The sequence below is a fragment of the Citrobacter amalonaticus Y19 genome (genome assembly GCF_000981805.1).
In the GTDB taxonomy this organism is placed as follows: domain Bacteria; phylum Pseudomonadota; class Gammaproteobacteria; order Enterobacterales; family Enterobacteriaceae; genus Citrobacter_A; species Citrobacter_A amalonaticus_C.
The window spans coordinates 1,460,020-1,476,821 of sequence record NZ_CP011132.1 but is presented as its reverse complement, the minus strand read 5'-3'; the positions used below and the strand labels follow the sequence as shown (position 1 = coordinate 1,476,821).

Sequence of the window (16,802 nt, the reverse complement as noted above, 5' to 3'; positions counted from 1 at the left end):
TACAGAGGTTAAGGATTGGGTATGACAAACGCCCTCAGTGTCAAGCTGCGCCCGCTGGAGCGTGAAGATTTACGTTTTGTCCATCAACTCGACAACAACGCCAGCGTGATGCGCTACTGGTTTGAAGAGCCTTACGAAGCCTTCGTCGAGTTGTCCGATCTTTACGATAAGCACATTCACGATCAGAGCGAGCGCCGTTTCGTTGTCGAATGCGACGGTGAAAAAGCGGGACTGGTTGAACTGGTTGAAATCAACCATGTCCATCGTCGGGCGGAATTTCAGATCATTATTTCCCCGGAATACCAGGGAAAAGGTCTTGCCTCACGAGCCGCCAGACTGGCGATGGACTATGGATTTACCGTACTTAACCTCTATAAGCTGTACCTCATCGTTGATAAAGAGAACGAAAAAGCGATCCACATTTACCGTAAGCTGGGCTTTATGGTCGAAGGTGAACTGATTCATGAATTCTTTATTAACGGTGAATACCGCAATACTATCCGGATGTGTATCTTCCAGCATCAGTACCTGGCAGAACATCGGTCGCCCGGTCCGGCGATGTTAAAACCTACCGCGCAGTAATCGCTGCGCGGTCATCTTAATAGTAATCAATGGTATTTTTGATCGTGTAATTGTGCTCGACCGCCGGCTTAACGCTTTCATCAACGATGACCAGCGTACAGTCCGTGGGATTAGCATGACGGTCATAGTCACAGGTTTGCTTAACGTTCCCCAGTGGGCGATCGTTAAGCAGACTTACCGCAGTATAATCCAGCTTCTTACGCGGATCGCTGGAGGGCTTTGCGCTGACGGATAACGTCTGGTCCTTGCTGACGGTGGTCTTGCCGAGCGGATAACCTTCGGCATCATAACGATACTGGACCTTCATCTCTTTTCCGGTCGCCGCGACCACAAAGCCATTATCATCGGTATCCCAGACAACGCCGGCTGAAGGCAGTTCTGCGAGCTGGCATTTCCCCTGCAGGCGCACCTTTTTTTCCAGCGTTTCGGCATCACGATAAAAGTTCGCGTCCAGCACCAGCGCCACGCCGGTATTATTTTCAAGATCGTGCAACTCCAGCGAGTCAAAACAGCCTTCCTCAGACAGGGTGCCGTTGACGCGCTTCGCCACTTCGCCCTTCTCGTTGAGCAACGTCTGGCTGAAGTCCTTTACCGGCCCACGCAAAGGGTCAAAGTCAAATTCATTAGAGAAACTGGCCATTTCCGGCGTAAAGGAGAGCGGTGCCGTACCGTTGTCGCATCCCACCAGCGCAGTACAGAGCGCGAAAAGAAATATCTGTTTTTTCACAGGTTCCCCGAAAGAAAAGGATGATCTCCAGTCATATTAGCAAAGACTGACGCTTACACGACAGCAAAGCGAAAAAACCATTGAGTGCCAACCGGACACCGCGTCTGGTGGCAAAATTCTGAGTACAACGCATCCTGGCTTCACTTATCTCAACGGTAAACCTGATCAAAATCAAACGATTATGCATCAGATTTTCGCAAATTTCCTAAATCACCCCGTTCGCTGAAGTTAAGCAATGATTGCCTGACAAATGACTAGCAGGTTAGTCATTCGCTCTGTAATAAAAATCACTCATCCTCCACGCCCGTTATCTCATTGCATAAGGATAATTATTTGCACTATTCCTGGTATTTTAAATGACTTTAATAAGATCCATTGTTGGCTAAGAACATTTAAGATCTTATATAAGAAAATGTAAGACATATAAAATAGATAAGACCGATTGAAGAGTGCAACAATTGGTTGAGAAAACCATTTTTTAATTTTAAATCATGAAAATAGAATACCCCTCAGCAAAACAATTTATTTTATAAATTGCATTTTGCTCATCATCATGCACTAACGGATTGTTCTTCAAGATAAAAAGGTATTGCGTGTACCAGGCGCTCTCTTATGGAAGAGATAATTATGAATAACAGAAAATTGCACCATCCAAAATCAATGCTGGCAATCGCTATTGCCTTCGCCGTACAAACCGCTGCCGCAGCGAATGCGGATAATATCAATCTGTTTGCCGTGACCCCTCCGACGGATATCACGAGCAATCTCATTATCGATAATAATGACTCCCTCACCCTTTCCTCAACCGAAAATACCTCAGACAACTGGAATCAGGTTCGCGCAGTAACCGTGGGGAGTACCGGCGTCGGGACATTGATTATTGATGGTCGGGATATCCTCGTTGCCGAAGGGGCTATCATTGGTTACAGGGGGACCGGTATCGTCACCCTGACCAATGGCGCCACCTGGAGAACGAATAACTGGCATATCCGGCTTGGAGCAAATAATGGTTCCGGCACGCTGAATGTGCTTAATGGCAGTAAAATTACCGGACTTGATGATTTACGCATTGGTGAAGCATACGAAGATGCCAGGGGAGTGGTAACCATTGATGGCGCTAATTCTTCAATTGAGACTAATTGGACCGTTGTTGGCGACCAGGGACACGGTCAATTATTGATTACCAACGGTGGTAAGCTTTCAACGACCAGGCACATGAGTATTGGCTACGTCGGTGTGACGGATAATAGCGATGCTGAAGGCTTTGGTGAAACCCGGGTCGATGGGGCTAATTCCACCCTTGATGTTGCTGATTCCATCAATCTGGGCGGATTCTCAACCGAAAATAATACCGCCAAAGGGATCCTCACCGTCAGCAATGGCGCAACCGTTAAGGCCGGCACGTTGATCCGCCTGGCCTATGGCAACGGCAGTACCGGGATTTTAAATATCGGCGGCGCGCAGGGAGAAGCCGAACAGGCGGCAGGCAACATTGAGGCGTCACGAATTTATCTGATGAATAACAGCGGTCAGAGCACCGCCATTCTGAACTTCAACCATTCCAGTGAGGACTTCGTGCTGGCATCGCGAATTTACGGCAATGGTGAAGTTAACCACGTTGGTTCGGGGGTGACCACGCTGACGGGGGCTAATACCTACAGCGGCAACACGCTTGTCTCCAGAGGGACGCTGCGCGCAGGCGCGGAAAATACCTTTAGCGCCGCATCAGATTACGTCGTCAACGATGGTGCCAGTCTGGATCTTAATGGCTATTCGCAAACCCTGAATTCTCTGGTACTGGCAGGCATGACAACACTCTCTTCCCCACCGCGAGTGAAAGCGGCCTTTAGCCCGACCACGTTAACCATCAACGGTAACTACACCGGCAACAACGGTCTGCTGGCCTTACGTACCGTATTAGGCGATGACCTTTCGGCGACCGATAAGCTGGTTGTTCGTGGTGATAGCAGTGGCACCACGCGTGTCAGCGTCAGCAACGCTGGCGGCGGCGGTTCGCAGACGGTAGAAGGCATCCCGATTGTGGAAGTGGAAGGAGCCTCCAACGGTACCTTTGTGAAAGAAGGTCGTATCGTCGCAGGCGCTTACGACTACAACATCATCAAAAAGAACAACCAGAACTGGCATCTGACCAGCGAGGTAATTCCCGAACCGTTACCGCCAGATGAGCCCGCGCCAGCATCACCGGAACAGCCGGTTCCGGAGTCACCTGCCGCCCCGGAAGGTAAACACCAGTATCGCCCGGAAACCGGCAGCTATCTGGCGAACACCCTTGCCGCTAACACCCTGTTCACCACCCGCCTCCACGATCGTCTGGGGGAAACGCAGTATACCGACGCGTTAACCGGCGAGCGGAAGGTCACCAGTCTGTGGATGCGCCATATCGGCGGGCATAACCGCTTTAAAGAGCGTTCCGGGCAGATAAGCACCCAGAGCAACCGTTATGTGATGCAACTGGGAGGCGACATTGCACAGTGGAGCACCGACGGTCTGGATCGCTGGCATCTGGGTCTGATGGCCGGTTACGCCAACAGCAAAAGCCGCAGCCACTCCAGCCTGACCGGATACACCTCTCGCGGGGAAATCAGCGGCTACAGCGCCGGTCTGTACGGCACCTGGTATGCCAACGATGCTGATAAAACCGGTGCTTATGTTGACGGCTGGCTGCTCTACAACTGGTTTGACAACACTGTTTCCGGGCAGGGACTGGCGTCTGAAAAGTATGACTCGGACGGTATCACTGCCTCTGTCGAGACGGGCTACACCTGGAAACTGGCCGAATTCAGCGAGCGTAATGCGCTGTACATTCAGCCCAAGGCACAACTGACCTGGATGGACGTGCAGGCCGATACGCACATCGAGAAAAACGGCACCCGGGTGGTGGATAAAACCGACGGCAATCTGCAAACGCGCCTGGGCGTGAAAGCGTACCTGCAGGGGCATAACGCGATGGATGACGGTAAAGACCGCACCTTCCAGCCGTTCGTCGAAGCCAACTGGATCCACAACACGCAGAATTACAGCGTGCAGATGGATGACATCCGCAATGAGGTGAAAGGCAGCCGCAACATAGGTGAACTTAAAGCCGGGGTTGAAGGACAGTTGACGAAGAACGTCACCCTGTGGGGTAACGTCGCTCAGCAGATTGGCGACAATGGTTATAAAGATACGCAAGGTATGCTGGGGCTGAAATACAGCTTCTAATCTCTCCGCGTGGCGACACGGAGGATTTATCACAAACCCTGACACCGTCAGGGTTTTTCTTTTGCGGAAGAGAGAGATCTTTCAGATTCTTCAACCGGTTGCTGGCGATGACAATTGCTTACACTACCAATGCTATGCTTATTCTGTGCATCTCAACAATGGAGCTGATGATGAAATTTTCCCGAGGAATACTGACAGGCGTCCTGCTGACCGCCTCCCCGCTGGTTTTTGCCGCCCCCGAATCCTGCGAACGTGTCAGGAGTGATATTGAGCAGCGCATCATCAATAACGGCGTGCCGGAAGCCAATTTCTCTCTGAGTATCGTGCCAAACGATCAGGCTGACCAACCGGACTCACAGGTTGTCGGTCACTGTGCCAACGACACACACAAAATTCTCTACACCCGAACCCACAGTGGTAATGAACCTGCCAGCACTGCACCCTCTCAGGAAGGTGTCAACACCGAACCGCAGTAATTTCGCCCGCTGTATCCCCCTCTGGCAACGGAGGGTTCCCCCTCCCTTTGATATGGATTAATAACCTCTACTTATGAAGGAGTAAAATCCCTTCCGGTTTAGCATGTCTATGATATCGCTATAAAAAATATTATACAGCGCTTTGTTTGAAGGTGTGGCATCAGTGCAACACCTTCGACACCACACTGATTAATACGGACAAAGTATAAATGGCTGTTCCCGACGACAGGGATGCAACCATGTCAATTTTTGACATTAGCAAAGTGAGCAACCATGAAAATCACCACGCCTGAGGCCCTTATGACGGCCAGTATCAGCCGTCGTAGTCTGGTGAAATCATCCGCCATTGGCAGCCTTGCGCTTGCCAGTAGCGCTTTCACCCTTCCTTTCACCCGAATCGCCCGTGCCGCAGACGGCATGATGCCTGCGCCAGTCGACGAAAAAGCGGTCTGGAGTTCCTGTACCGTTAACTGCGGAAGCCGCTGTCTGCTGCGTCTGCACGTCAAAGATGACACGGTTTACTGGGTGGAGTCTGACACCACCGGCAACGATGAGTACGGCAACCATCAGGTTCGCGCCTGCCTGCGCGGTCGCTCAATACGTCGACGCATGAATCATCCGGACAGACTGAAATACCCGATGAAGCGTGTTGGCAAACGCGGCGAAGGCAAGTTTGAGCGCATCACCTGGGATGAAGCGCTGGATACCATCGGTGACAACTTAAAGCGGATCCTTAAAGAGTATGGCAACGAGGCGGTCCACGTGCTGTATGGCACCGGCGTTGACGGCGGAAACATTACCAACTCCAACGTCCCTTACCGTCTGATGAACGCCTGCGGCGGCTACCTTAGCCGTTACGGCAGTTACAGTACCGCGCAAATCAGCGCCGCCATGAGCTACATGTTTGGCAGCAACGATGGCAACAGCCCGGATGACATTGCCAACACGAAACTGGTGGTGATGTTTGGCAACAACCCCGCGGAAACCCGCATGAGCGGCGGTGGCGTCACCTATTACGTCGAACAGGCGCGTGAACGTTCCAATGCGCGAATGATCGTTATCGATCCGCGTTACAACGACACCGCCGCCGGACGCGAAGACGAATGGCTGCCCATCCGTCCCGGCACGGACGGCGCGCTGGCGGCAGCGATCGCCTGGGTGCTGATTACTGAAGATCTGGTCGATAAGCCGTTCCTCGACAAATATTGCGTGGGTTACGATGAAACCACCCTGCCTGCCGGTGCGCCGCGCAATGCGCACTACAAGGCGTACATCCTCGGCGAAGGTCCGGACGGCATCGCCAAAACCCCGGAATGGGCTTCCCGCATCACCAGTATTCCGGCGGATAAAATCATCCAGTTGGCCCGTGAAATTGGCTCGGCGAAACCGGCCTATATCTGCCAGGGCTGGGGACCCCAGCGTCACTCCAACGGCGAACAAACCGCACGGGCTATCGCCATGCTGTCGGTACTCACCGGCAACGTCGGCATCAACGGCGGTAACTCAGGCGTACGTGAAGGGACCTGGGATCTCGGCGTGGAGTGGTTTTCGATGCTCGATAACCCGGTGAAAACGCAAATCTCCGTGTTCACCTGGACCGACGCTATCGATCACGGTACCGAAATGACCGCCACGCGCGACGGCATACGCGGCAAAGAGAAACTGGATGTTCCCATCAAATTCATGTGGTGCTACGCCAGTAATACGCTGATTAACCAGCACGGCAATATCGCCCATACCCATGAGGTGCTACAGGACGACAGCAAGTGTGAAATGATTGTCGGCATTGAACATTTCATGACGGCCTCGGCGAAGTACTGCGACATTCTGCTGCCAGATTTAATGCCAACGGAGCAGGAAGATCTGATCTCCCACGAATCAGCCGGCAACATGGGCTATGTGATCCTCGGTCAGCCCGCGACTTCAGCGAAGTTTGAAAGAAAGCCTATCTACTGGACGCTCAGTGAAATCGCCCGCCGACTCGGCCCGGACGTCTACCAGACGTTCACCGAAGGGCGTTCGCAGCAGGAATGGATCAAATACCTGTATGCGAAGACCAAAGAGCGCAATCCGGAAATGCCGGATTACGAAGAGATGAAGCAAATCGGAATCTTTAAGAAAAAATGCCCGGAGGAACACTATGTTGCCTTCCGCGCGTTCCGTGAAGATCCCAATGCTAATCCGTTGAAAACACCGTCAGGGAAAATTGAAATTTACTCTGCGCGACTGGCCACTCTCGCCGAGACCTGGGAACTGAAGAAGGATGAGATTATCCATCCTCTTCCCGCCTATGCGCCCGGTTTTGACGGCTGGGATGATCCAATCCGCAAAACGTATCCGCTGCAACTCACCGGATTCCACTACAAGGCGCGCACCCACTCCAGTTACGGCAATATTGACGTCCTGCAACAGGCCTGCCCGCAGGAGATCTGGATTAACCCGATTGATGCCAGGGCGCGTGGGATCCAACACGGCGACACAGTCCGGGTATTTAACAATAACGGTCAGATGCTGATCCCCGCCAAAGTGACCCCACGCATTCTGCCTGGCGTCACTGCCATTGGTCAGGGGGCGTGGCTCAAGGCTGACATGTTTGGCGATCAGGTAGACCACGGCGGCTCCATCAACATCCTGACGTCACACCGCCCTTCGCCGCTGGCGAAAGGGAATCCTTCGCACAGTAATCTCGTTCAGGTTGAAAAGGTCTAAGGAGTAACCGATGACAACTCAGTATGGATTTTTTATTGACTCCAGCCGTTGCACCGGGTGTAAAACCTGCGAACTGGCCTGTAAAGATTACAAAGACTTAACCCCGGACGTCAGCTTCCGCCGCATTTATGAATACGCGGGCGGAGACTGGCAGGAAGACAACGGCGTCTGGCATCAGAACGTATTTGCTTACTATCTGTCCATTGCCTGCAACCACTGCGAAGATCCGGCCTGTACCAAGGTCTGCCCGAGCGGCGCGATGCACAAACGGGAAGACGGTTTTGTGGTGGTGGATGAAGATATCTGCATCGGCTGCCGCTACTGTCATATGGCCTGTCCGTACGGCGCGCCGCAGTATAATGCCGCCAAAGGTCACATGACCAAGTGCGATGGCTGTCATGACCGCGTGGCCGATGGCAAAAAACCGATCTGCGTGGAATCTTGTCCACTGCGCGCGCTGGATTTCGGCCCCATCGACGAACTGCGCAAGCAACACGGTGAACTGGCTGCCGTTGCCCCGCTGCCGGGCGCGCACTTCACGAAGCCGAGTATTGTGATCAAACCGAATGCCAACAGCCGTCCGACCGGGGATACCACCGGTTATCTGGCAAATCCGAAGGAGGTATAAAATGGGAAGTGGATGGCATGAATGGCCGCTGGTGCTGTTTACGGTACTCGGCCAGTGCGTCGTGGGCGCGCTGATTGTCAGTGGACTCGGCTGGTTTGCGATGAAGAACGATGCCGCCGCCCGGCAACGCCTGGTTCGCAGTCTATTTTTCCTCTGGCTGGTCATGGGGCTGGGATTCCTGGCGTCGATTATGCATCTCGGGTCGCCGATGCGGGCATTCAACTCACTCAACCGCATTGGTGCATCCGGGTTGAGCAATGAAATCGCCGCAGGCTCGGTCTTTTTCGCCGTGGGGGGTATCTGGTGGCTGGTCGCCGTACTGGGTAAAATGCCGCCCGCGCTGGGAAAACTCTGGCTGCTGATCAGCATGGCGCTGGGGATCGTCTTCGTCTGGGCAATGACCCGTGTTTACCTGATTGATACCGTGCCGACCTGGTATACTGGCTATACGACGCTGGCATTCTTCATGACGGTATTGCTCAGCGGCCCACTGTTTGCGGCATTACTGCTACGAGTGTCCCGCGTCACCTTTAGCGGAACCGTGTTCGCCAGTATCAGCGTACTGGCGCTGCTGGTCAGCGTGGCCGTCATTGTCCTGCAAGGCATGTCGCTGGCGACGATTCACAGTTCGGTTCAGCAGGCTTCTGCGCTGGTGCCGGATTACGCCTCTTTGCAGGTATGGCGTGTGGTGCTGCTTGCCGCCGGACTGGGCTGCTGGATCTGCCCGCTGGTACGCCGTAAAGAGCCGCATGTCGCCGGGTTGCTGCTGGGGTTACTCCTCGTGCTTGGCGGCGAAATAATAGGTCGCGGCCTGTTTTATGGCCTGCATATGACCGTCGGTATGGCGGTGGCAGGTTAACAAATCCGTGCGGGGAAACCCGCACTTTTCAGGATGTTTCAGATGACTGATTTTACTCAACGTGATGATTTTACGATGACAGCACGCGTGCTGGGGGCACTGTTTTACTACGCGCCCGACAGCGCCGAAGCCGCCCCTCTGGTATCAGCGTTAACCGCAGATGACTGGCAGACACAATGGCCGCTGGCCACGGAAACGCTGGCCCCGCTGGCGACGGACTTTAGACGCGTCAGCGATGAATCACTGCCCGAAGCATTCCAGCGCCTGTTTGTGGGTCCGTATGCGTTACCGTCGCCACCCTGGGGATCCGTCTGGTTAGATCGCGAAAATGTCCTGTTTGGCGAGTCCACTCTGGCCCTGCGTCAGTGGATGCGCGATAACGGTATTCACGTCGAGGCAACGCAAAATGAACCCGAAGATCATTTCGGTTCGTTATTGCTGATGGCGGCGTGGCTGGCGGAAAGTGGCCGACACAGTGAATGTGAACAGTTGCTGGCGTGGCATCTGTTCCCGTGGTCATCCCGCTTTCTCGACGTTTTCATTGAGAACGCCGGTCATCCTTTTTATCGGGCTCTTGGTGAACTGGCCCGTCACACCCTGGCGCAGTGGCAGTCTCAGTTGCTGATGCCGGTCGCCGAAAAACCGTTATTCCGCTAATCCTTTGAAGGCAGGTTTTTCCTGCCTTTTCTGATACCTGCATTATTCTTTATTGTTACGGCGTCACTTTTCATTCACGTTTTTAAGACAATTCTTTACATACCCTGCTTATCCTTTACGGCATAAGGCCAAATCGCGTTTCGCGATTAATAGTCTGCGAATCTAAATGGCCTCCACGCTGGAATCCTTCCCACCCTGTTGCTATAGCTCAAAACACCCTGCCGAACCATGGCATAACAACATGCGACGATTATTCGCCGCCATAACGCATGCAAACAGGGAGACACACTGCAATGCACACATCCACGTTAAAACGCGTGCTGGGCTTTAGTTTTGTCATCATTGCGCTACTGGCGCTACTGATCTGGGGAATTGGCGTCGAAACGCTCAAATCGCGTCAGGTCGATTTACTCTATCTCGGTCAACAGCACCTGATTTTAGTCCTTACCTCCATGTTCTTCGCCCTGCTGGTCGGTATTCCAAGCGGTATCCTGCTCAGCCGCCCCGCCGCAAGAGGCGTTGCCGAATATGTCATGCAAATCTTCAACATTGGCAACACGCTCCCTCCGCTGGCCGTTCTCGCGCTGGCGATGGTAATTATCGGCATTGGCGACATGCCCGCTATTGTTGCGCTGTTTCTGGCGTCGCTGCTGCCGATTGTGCGTAACACCTATGCCGGACTGAGTTCTGTTCCGCCGTCGCTGATTGAAGCGGCAAACGGCATCGGTATGACGAAATGGCAGCGATTGCGTCAGGTGGAAATCCCCAACGCCTGGCCGGTGATGCTTTCCGGGATCCGCATCGCCACCGCGATTAACGTCGGGACCGCCCCGCTGGCATTCCTGATTGGCGCCAGCAGCTACGGCGAGCTGATTTTCCCCGGCATCTATCTTAACGACTTCCCGACATTGATTCTGGGGGCGACCGCCACCGCACTTTTCGCCCTGATCCTCGACAGTCTGCTCGCCTGGCTTGGGCGCGCCCTGAGCCCGCACACGGCCTGATGACAATGATAAAAACAAGGAGCGCTAAATGAATCTCAAGAATAAATGGCTGGGATGGCTCGCTGCCGCGCTGTTGGTGAGCGTGCAGGCCCAGGCCGCCCCCATTATCCTCGCCACCAAGAGCTTTACCGAACAGCATATTCTCTCGGCCATGACCGTGCAGTATCTGCAAAAAAAGGGATTTCAGGTTCAGCCGCAAACCAACATCGCCACGGTCATCTCACGTAATGCGATGATCAATAAACAGATTGATATGACATGGGAATACACCGGCACTTCGCTGATTATTTTCAACCATATCAATGAGCGCATGAGCCCGCAGGCCTCGTATGACACGGTAAAACGCCTTGATGCCAAACTGGGACTGGTATGGCTGAAACCGGCAGATATGAACAACACCTACGCGTTCGCCATGCAGCGCAAGCGCGCCGAAGCGGAAAACATCAACACCATGTCGGAGATGGTGGCGAAAATTGAACACATCCGCCAGACCGATCCCGACAACAACTGGCTGCTGGGGCTCGACCTGGAATTTGCCGGGCGCAGTGACGGCATGAAGCCGCTGCAACAGGCCTATCAGATGAGTCTTGACCGACCGCAAATCCGCCAGATGGACCCCGGGCTGGTCTACAATGCCGTGCGTGATGGCTTTGTTGACGCCGGTCTTATCTATACCACTGACGGTCGCGTGAAGGGTTTTGATCTCAAGGTGCTGGAAGATGATAAAGGCTTCTTCCCAAGTTACGCTGTCACGCCGGTGGTGCGTAAAGATACGCTGGAGGCCAATCCGGGACTCGCCGAGGCGCTCAATACCCTCTCGGGCCAGTTGAATAATGACGTGATCAGTTCGTTGAATGCGAAGGTTGATATCGATCACCAGTCACCTCAGCAGGTTGCTCGTGAATTCCTGCAACAAAAGAACCTGCTGTAAGGAGCGCATATGGATACGATTCACTACATGATCGATAACGCGGGTTATCTGGCGACGCTCACTTTTCAGCATCTGTGGCTGGTGGCGCTGGCAGTTGGCCTGGCGATTGTGACCGGCGTGCCGCTGGGGATCCTGATTGTCCGCCACAAATGGCTGGCAACACCCGTGCTGAGCGCCGCCACACTGCTGCTGACGATTCCGTCCATTGCCCTTTTCGGGCTGATGATCCCTCTGTTTTCGCTGATCGGTCACGGAATTGGCGCGCTGCCCGCCATTACCGCCGTGTTCCTCTACTCGCTGCTGCCTATCGTGCGTAACACCCATACCGCGCTGGACAGCATCCCGCCGGGGTTACGCGAAGCGGGTCGCGGGATTGGCATGACATTCTGGCAGCGCCTGCGCTGGGTTGAAATCCCGATGGCTTTACCGGTGATTTTTGGCGGGATCCGCACCGCCGTGGTCATGAACATCGGCGTGATGGCGATTGCCGCAGTGATTGGCGCAGGCGGTCTGGGATTGCTGTTACTGAACGGCATCGGCGGTAGCGATATTCGCATGCTGATTGCCGGCGCACTGATGATTTGTCTTTTAGCGATTGTTCTCGACTGGCTGTTACACCGCCTGCAAGTCGTCCTGACACCAAAGGGGATACGATAATGATAAAACTGGAAAACCTCACCAAACAATTTTCACAGAAAAATGGTCAGCCGCTTAAGGCCGTCGATAACGTCAATCTGAACGTACCAGAGGGGGAAATGTGCGTTCTGCTGGGGCCGTCGGGCTGCGGCAAGACCACCACCCTGAAGATGATTAACCGCCTGATTACCCCGAGCAGCGGCAACATCCTGATTAACGGTGAAAATACCGGTGAGATGGATACCGTGACCCTGCGCCGCAACATTGGCTATGTTATCCAGCAGATTGGTCTGTTTCCTAACATGACCATTGAAGAGAACATTACGGTCGTCCCCCGTATGCTGGGCTGGGATAAAGCCCGCTGTAAACGTCGTGCCGAAGAGTTGATGGAGATGGTGGCAATGGATGCGAAGAAGTTTCTGCATCGCTATCCGAAAGAGATGTCCGGCGGCCAGCAACAGCGTATTGGCGTCATTCGCGCCCTGGCTGCGGATCCGCCGGTTCTGCTGATGGATGAGCCGTTTGGCGCCGTCGACCCGATCAACCGCGAGGTTATCCAGAATCAGTTCCTGGAGATGCAGCGCGCACTGAAAAAGACAGTGATGCTGGTGAGTCATGATATCGATGAGGCGCTGAAACTCGGCGATCGTATTGCCGTATTCCGCCAGGGACGCATTGTCCAGTGTGCCAGCCCGGATGAGTTGCTGGCCAAACCGGCCAACGACTTTGTCGGGTCATTCGTCGGTCAGGACCGCACGCTTAAGCGTTTGCTGCTGGTCTCTGCGGGCGACGTGACCGATCGGCAACCGACGCTGACCGCGCAACCCTCCACGTCGCTGAATGAAGCCTTTGGCATTATGGATGACAACGACATCCGCGCGATTACGGTGGTGGATGGCGAAGGCAAGCCGCTGGGCTTTGTGAAACGTCGCGAGGCGCGTCAGGCAACCGGCACCTGCGCAGACATCATTCATCCCTTCCGCATTACCGGCAAGGCCGAAGATAACCTGCGCATTGTGCTGTCCAAACTGTATGAAAGTAATACCAGCTGGATGCCGATTGTTGACGAGGAAGGCCGCTACAACGGCGAGATCTCACAGGATTACATCGCCGATTATCTGAGCTCAGGACGTACCCGCCGGGCGCTGAACATTCACGAAAGCAGCTAAGAAAGGTTCTGACGGTCCAAAAAAACCGGGGAGCGCGTTTGCTCTCCCCGGTTTCACCATCTGGTATATCGTCGTGGATCAGGCCATGATTCTGTCTACCGACAGCACGCTTCCCAGCATTGACAGACGAATGTATTGTCCCAGTTCGCGCTGCTCGGCACGCGGTAAATAAGGCAGTTCGCCAATCAACGGCGCGGGCAGTTTTTTGCTCAGCACATCGATAATCTCTGCGTAATGTGCCAGACCCGGATTGATACGGTTAGCGACCCAACCAATCAGCGGCAAACCGTCGTTGGCGATCGCCTGGGCCGTCAGCAGCGCATGGTTAATGCAGCCTTCCTGAATACCGACCACCATCAACACCGGTAACTGCTCCTGCACCACCCATTCAGACAACGGACGCAGATCGTTCATCAGGCTGCGCCAGCCGCCGGTGCCTTCAACCACGACGTGATCAACCTTTTCGCTCAGGCTAGCCAGACCGTTAGACAGTAAGGTGTAATTGATCGGGCCACTGTGGGCTACGCTACTTTCATCTTCGCTCAGAGCGATAGGGTTAACGGCCTCATAGGGCAATTCCAGCGTTGATACGCTTTGCAACACCAGCGCATCCCGGTTACGAAACCCTTCAGTGGTCTCTTTACTGCCCTTCGCGACCGGTTTATATCCCGCAACGCTTTTACCCCCCGACGCTAACGCTTGTAGCAATGCGCGGGAAACAACCGTCTTCCCAACAGAAGTGTCTGTACCTGTAATAAAGAAACGCTTCAGCATCACCAACTCCACCGTTATGCTTCGAAAATATAAGCCAGGAAAATAATACAGTGGAGAAAGTCTAAGGTATGCCAGGTAGAATCAGCTTGAGTTAGCGCAATTTTTGGTAGAACAGTTAAAAAATGTTAACCCTGTAATAGACGAATCAACAAAGAACCATTATACATCGCGTCTTTTACCAGCGCAGCGCCCGCCATTGTCCCCTGATTAGAGAACTGCGTGCTCTCAACGACCATATTCTTGCTGTAGGCCGGTAGCGCCTGCTGGCGGATGCTGTCCGCTATCGCCGGGAATAACACGTCCGCCGCTTTACTGAGCGGCGACCCAATCAGTATTTTTTGCGGGTTAAACAGATTGACCATAATGGCGAGGATACGGCCAACGTGCGCTCCCACGCCGCTGATAATGTCTTTAGCCAATAGATCGCCCTGCATCGCCGCCTGACACAGCGAATCAACCGTCAGCGGCTGGCCGTGGAGCGACGAACTCATGGATTGTGCCAGCCGCACCTGCGCCAGTTCCAGCACACTTTCGACGCTGGCAATGGTTTCCAGACAGCCGTGATTGCCGCAGTAACAGCGTTTTCCGTAAGGATCGACCTGGGTGTGGCCTATCTCCACCAGGCTGCTGCTGCCCGCATGCAGTAAATGGCCGTCGGTAATCACCCCGGCGCCAACGTTATGATCGATAACCACCTGAATCACATCGCGCGCCCCGCGGGACGCGCCGAACAGCGCCTCAGCCATCGTCCAGGCGCTGATATCATGCTGAATGTAGACCGGCACACCGGTGTGCTGCGCCAGCGTATCGCCGAGCGGCATCTCCTTCACATCGGCATAAAACGGCATGCGATGCACTACCCCATTCTCGGTATCGATAATGCCGGGTAAGGTAATGGCGATGGAGGTCAGACGTTCAAGCTTCTGCTGATGGCGAATAAAAAACTGATCGACCAGCGTGACAATACGCGCCAGCAGCGGCGTCTCGTCGTTCAGCGGCAGTTCAAGACACTCTTCCACCACCAGCTTGCTGCTGAGATCGCGCAGGGCGAGAAAGATTTCCCCACGACTGATACGAATGGACAAATAGTGCCAGGCTTCGGTTTCCACCACCAGTCCTACCGCAGGGCGTCCGCGACTGCCGGCTTCTTTAATTTCCAGTTCCTGGACCAGGTGCGCCTCAAGCATTTCGCGCACTATCTTCGTGATACTGGCAGGCGCCAGTTGCGCAAGACGCGAAAGATCAATACGCGATACCGGCCCCAACTGATCAATCAGGCGATAAACCGCACCCGCATTGGTCTGCTTTATTTGATCGATGTGCCCAGGCTGACTATCAGCAACCACCTCTGACTCCCTTTATTTTCGCGCTCCGAAATAATCTGCGGGCTATGGTGAAGTACTTCAATACACGACGTCAACTTTTTACTTAGCCGTGTGATTAACTGCACATTTTCAGCCGTTATTAAATTAATTTAAGCGCCCCTGACAGCCTGAATTAGCTGCTGACGAAAACGTCGCGCCGCCTGACTCTGTTCATGATGCGCCGACCAGACCAGCCACATTTCCGATACCGCATCCTCTTCCGCAATCGGTACCCAACACATCTCATTGAGTTGTACTTTTTTAAACGACGCCGGAAGGATCGACACGCCTAAACCCGCCGCGACCAGCCCAATGATCGTCATCGCCTCGCCGACCTCCTGGGTAATCACTGGCGACAACTGGTAGCGCCGCATCATGCCGAGGATATCGTCATACAGACCGGTTCCGACGTGTGGGTCAAAGAAGACAAACGGTTCTTTCGCCAGTTCAGCCAGCGTCACCACCGGCTTTTGCGCCAGCGGATACACCCGGGGGATCATCGCCATCAGCGGTTCATGCAGGATAACCTCATAATGTAAGCTCTCCGGCAACAGGGTATTTCGCATCAGCCCCAGATCCAGCGCCCCTTCGCTCAGAGGGGCCAGTTGCTCGCGGGTATTCATTTCGCGGGTCTGTAAATGCATATCCGGGTATTTCTGCCGGAACAACGACAGGGTATCCGACACGGCGCGGATAAACGGCGCCGACGAGGTAAAACCGATGCGCAGTTCCCCGGCCTCTCCCTGATGCAGACGCTCTGCGCGGGCTGCGGCATCATTGACCAGCCCGAGGATCTGTCGACTGTCGGCAAGAAATTGTTTGCCTGCGGCGGTCAGCGCGACGCTACGGTTCGTTCGCGCGAGCAGACGCGCACCGACCTGCTGCTCAAGCATCTGAATTTGCTGACTCAACGGCGGTTGCGACATGTTCAGTCGGGCTGCGGCACGCCCAAAATGCAGTTCTTCCGCCACGGCAACAAAGTAGCGAAGATGACGAAGTTCAATATTCATATTTTAAAAGTATTATTTGAGACTATTAATATATTAGACAGAATAATGAGATTT

The 16,802-nt window shown here is 54.0% G+C and carries 15 protein-coding genes; 11 read left to right on the top strand and 4 right to left on the bottom strand.

What is annotated here, in order from left to right; all coding sequences use genetic code 11:
• Positions 1 to 21 precede the first annotated feature (21 nt).
• Positions 22 to 582, top strand: coding sequence for a spermidine N1-acetyltransferase (gene speG / locus F384_RS06790; RefSeq protein ID WP_046480587.1), 561 nt, complete (start codon positions 22 to 24; stop codon positions 580 to 582).
• Positions 583 to 598: 16 nt separating this feature from the next.
• Here the strand turns inward: speG and F384_RS06785 are convergent, their stop codons facing one another.
• On the bottom strand, positions 599 to 1,309 hold the full coding sequence (locus F384_RS06785; RefSeq protein WP_046480586.1) for a YnfC family lipoprotein: 711 nt from the start codon (positions 1,307 to 1,309) through the stop codon (positions 599 to 601).
• A 627-nt stretch (positions 1,310 to 1,936) separates the two neighbouring features.
• On the opposite strand from F384_RS06785, the gene F384_RS06780 reads away from it, so the two are divergent.
• From F384_RS06780 to osmV, 10 genes are all read left to right on the top strand, one after another.
• Positions 1,937 to 4,531: an autotransporter outer membrane beta-barrel domain-containing protein gene (locus F384_RS06780; RefSeq protein ID WP_080950057.1), complete on the top strand. Its 2,595-nt coding sequence runs from the start codon at positions 1,937 to 1,939 to the stop codon at positions 4,529 to 4,531.
• Between the two features lie 170 nt (positions 4,532 to 4,701).
• Positions 4,702 to 5,007, top strand: coding sequence for a DUF1161 domain-containing protein (locus F384_RS06775; protein WP_046480584.1), 306 nt, complete (start codon positions 4,702 to 4,704; stop codon positions 5,005 to 5,007).
• A gap of 273 nt (positions 5,008 to 5,280) precedes the next feature.
• Entirely contained in the window at positions 5,281 to 7,716 is a 2,436-nt protein-coding gene (ynfF, locus tag F384_RS06770; RefSeq protein ID WP_046480583.1) for a selenate/tellurate reductase subunit YnfF, read from the top strand.
• Between the two features lie 10 nt (positions 7,717 to 7,726).
• The gene (locus F384_RS06765; protein ID WP_046478668.1) at positions 7,727 to 8,344 is read left to right on the top strand and encodes a DMSO/selenate family reductase complex B subunit; all 618 of its coding nucleotides are present in this window, start codon (positions 7,727 to 7,729) and stop codon (positions 8,342 to 8,344) included.
• A 1-nt stretch (position 8,345) separates the two neighbouring features.
• Complete coding sequence (locus F384_RS06760) at positions 8,346 to 9,203, top strand: dimethyl sulfoxide reductase anchor subunit family protein (RefSeq protein WP_046480581.1); 858 nt, start codon at positions 8,346 to 8,348, stop codon at positions 9,201 to 9,203.
• A gap of 42 nt (positions 9,204 to 9,245) precedes the next feature.
• Entirely contained in the window at positions 9,246 to 9,860 is a 615-nt protein-coding gene (dmsD, locus tag F384_RS06755) for a Tat proofreading chaperone DmsD (protein WP_046480580.1), read from the top strand.
• 293 nt (positions 9,861 to 10,153) lie between these two features.
• Entirely contained in the window at positions 10,154 to 10,864 is a 711-nt protein-coding gene (gene osmY / locus F384_RS06750; RefSeq protein ID WP_046480578.1) for an osmoprotectant ABC transporter permease OsmY, read from the top strand.
• Positions 10,865 to 10,892: 28 nt separating this feature from the next.
• On the top strand, positions 10,893 to 11,795 hold the full coding sequence (gene osmX, locus F384_RS06745) for an osmoprotectant ABC transporter substrate-binding protein OsmX (RefSeq protein ID WP_046480577.1): 903 nt from the start codon (positions 10,893 to 10,895) through the stop codon (positions 11,793 to 11,795).
• Between the two features lie 9 nt (positions 11,796 to 11,804).
• Positions 11,805 to 12,452, top strand: coding sequence for an osmoprotectant ABC transporter permease OsmW (gene osmW, locus F384_RS06740; RefSeq protein ID WP_046480576.1), 648 nt, complete (start codon positions 11,805 to 11,807; stop codon positions 12,450 to 12,452).
• A complete protein-coding gene (osmV, locus tag F384_RS06735; protein ID WP_046480574.1) occupies positions 12,452 to 13,600 on the top strand; it encodes an osmoprotectant ABC transporter ATP-binding protein OsmV in 1,149 nt (382 codons plus the stop codon). The genes osmW and osmV overlap by 1 nt, the downstream gene beginning before the upstream one ends.
• Positions 13,601 to 13,678: 78 nt before the next feature.
• Here the strand turns inward: osmV and bioD are convergent, their stop codons facing one another.
• The 3 genes from bioD to F384_RS06720 form a co-directional block, all read right to left on the bottom strand.
• Positions 13,679 to 14,374 carry a dethiobiotin synthase gene (gene bioD / locus F384_RS06730; RefSeq protein ID WP_046480573.1) on the bottom strand — a complete coding sequence of 232 codons (696 nt, stop codon included), beginning with the start codon at positions 14,372 to 14,374 and terminating at the stop codon, positions 13,679 to 13,681.
• 125 nt (positions 14,375 to 14,499) lie between these two features.
• Positions 14,500 to 15,720 (bottom strand): sugar metabolism global transcriptional regulator Mlc, encoded by a 1,221-nt coding sequence (gene mlc / locus F384_RS06725; protein WP_046480571.1) that lies wholly within the window; start codon positions 15,718 to 15,720, stop codon positions 14,500 to 14,502.
• Positions 15,721 to 15,848: 128 nt separating this feature from the next.
• Complete coding sequence (locus tag F384_RS06720) at positions 15,849 to 16,748, bottom strand: LysR family transcriptional regulator (RefSeq protein ID WP_046480570.1); 900 nt, start codon at positions 16,746 to 16,748, stop codon at positions 15,849 to 15,851.
• Between the last annotated feature and the right edge of the window lie 54 nt (positions 16,749 to 16,802).

Coding starts and splice junctions, on each gene's coding strand:
- F384_RS06720 (WP_046480570.1), bottom strand. CDS start 16,748: ATGAATATTGAACTTCGTCATCTTCGCTACTTTGTTGCCGTGGCGGAA.
- osmW (WP_046480576.1), top strand. CDS start 11,805: ATGGATACGATTCACTACATGATCGATAACGCGGGTTATCTGGCGACG.
- osmV (WP_046480574.1), top strand. CDS start 12,452: ATGATAAAACTGGAAAACCTCACCAAACAATTTTCACAGAAAAATGGT.
- bioD (WP_046480573.1), bottom strand. CDS start 14,374: ATGCTGAAGCGTTTCTTTATTACAGGTACAGACACTTCTGTTGGGAAG.
- ynfF (WP_046480583.1), top strand. CDS start 5,281: ATGAAAATCACCACGCCTGAGGCCCTTATGACGGCCAGTATCAGCCGT.
- osmX (WP_046480577.1), top strand. CDS start 10,893: ATGAATCTCAAGAATAAATGGCTGGGATGGCTCGCTGCCGCGCTGTTG.
- F384_RS06765 (WP_046478668.1), top strand. CDS start 7,727: ATGACAACTCAGTATGGATTTTTTATTGACTCCAGCCGTTGCACCGGG.
- osmY (WP_046480578.1), top strand. CDS start 10,154: ATGCACACATCCACGTTAAAACGCGTGCTGGGCTTTAGTTTTGTCATC.
- speG (WP_046480587.1), top strand. CDS start 22: ATGACAAACGCCCTCAGTGTCAAGCTGCGCCCGCTGGAGCGTGAAGAT.
- F384_RS06780 (WP_080950057.1), top strand. CDS start 1,937: ATGAATAACAGAAAATTGCACCATCCAAAATCAATGCTGGCAATCGCT.
- F384_RS06775 (WP_046480584.1), top strand. CDS start 4,702: ATGAAATTTTCCCGAGGAATACTGACAGGCGTCCTGCTGACCGCCTCC.
- F384_RS06760 (WP_046480581.1), top strand. CDS start 8,346: ATGGGAAGTGGATGGCATGAATGGCCGCTGGTGCTGTTTACGGTACTC.
- dmsD (WP_046480580.1), top strand. CDS start 9,246: ATGACTGATTTTACTCAACGTGATGATTTTACGATGACAGCACGCGTG.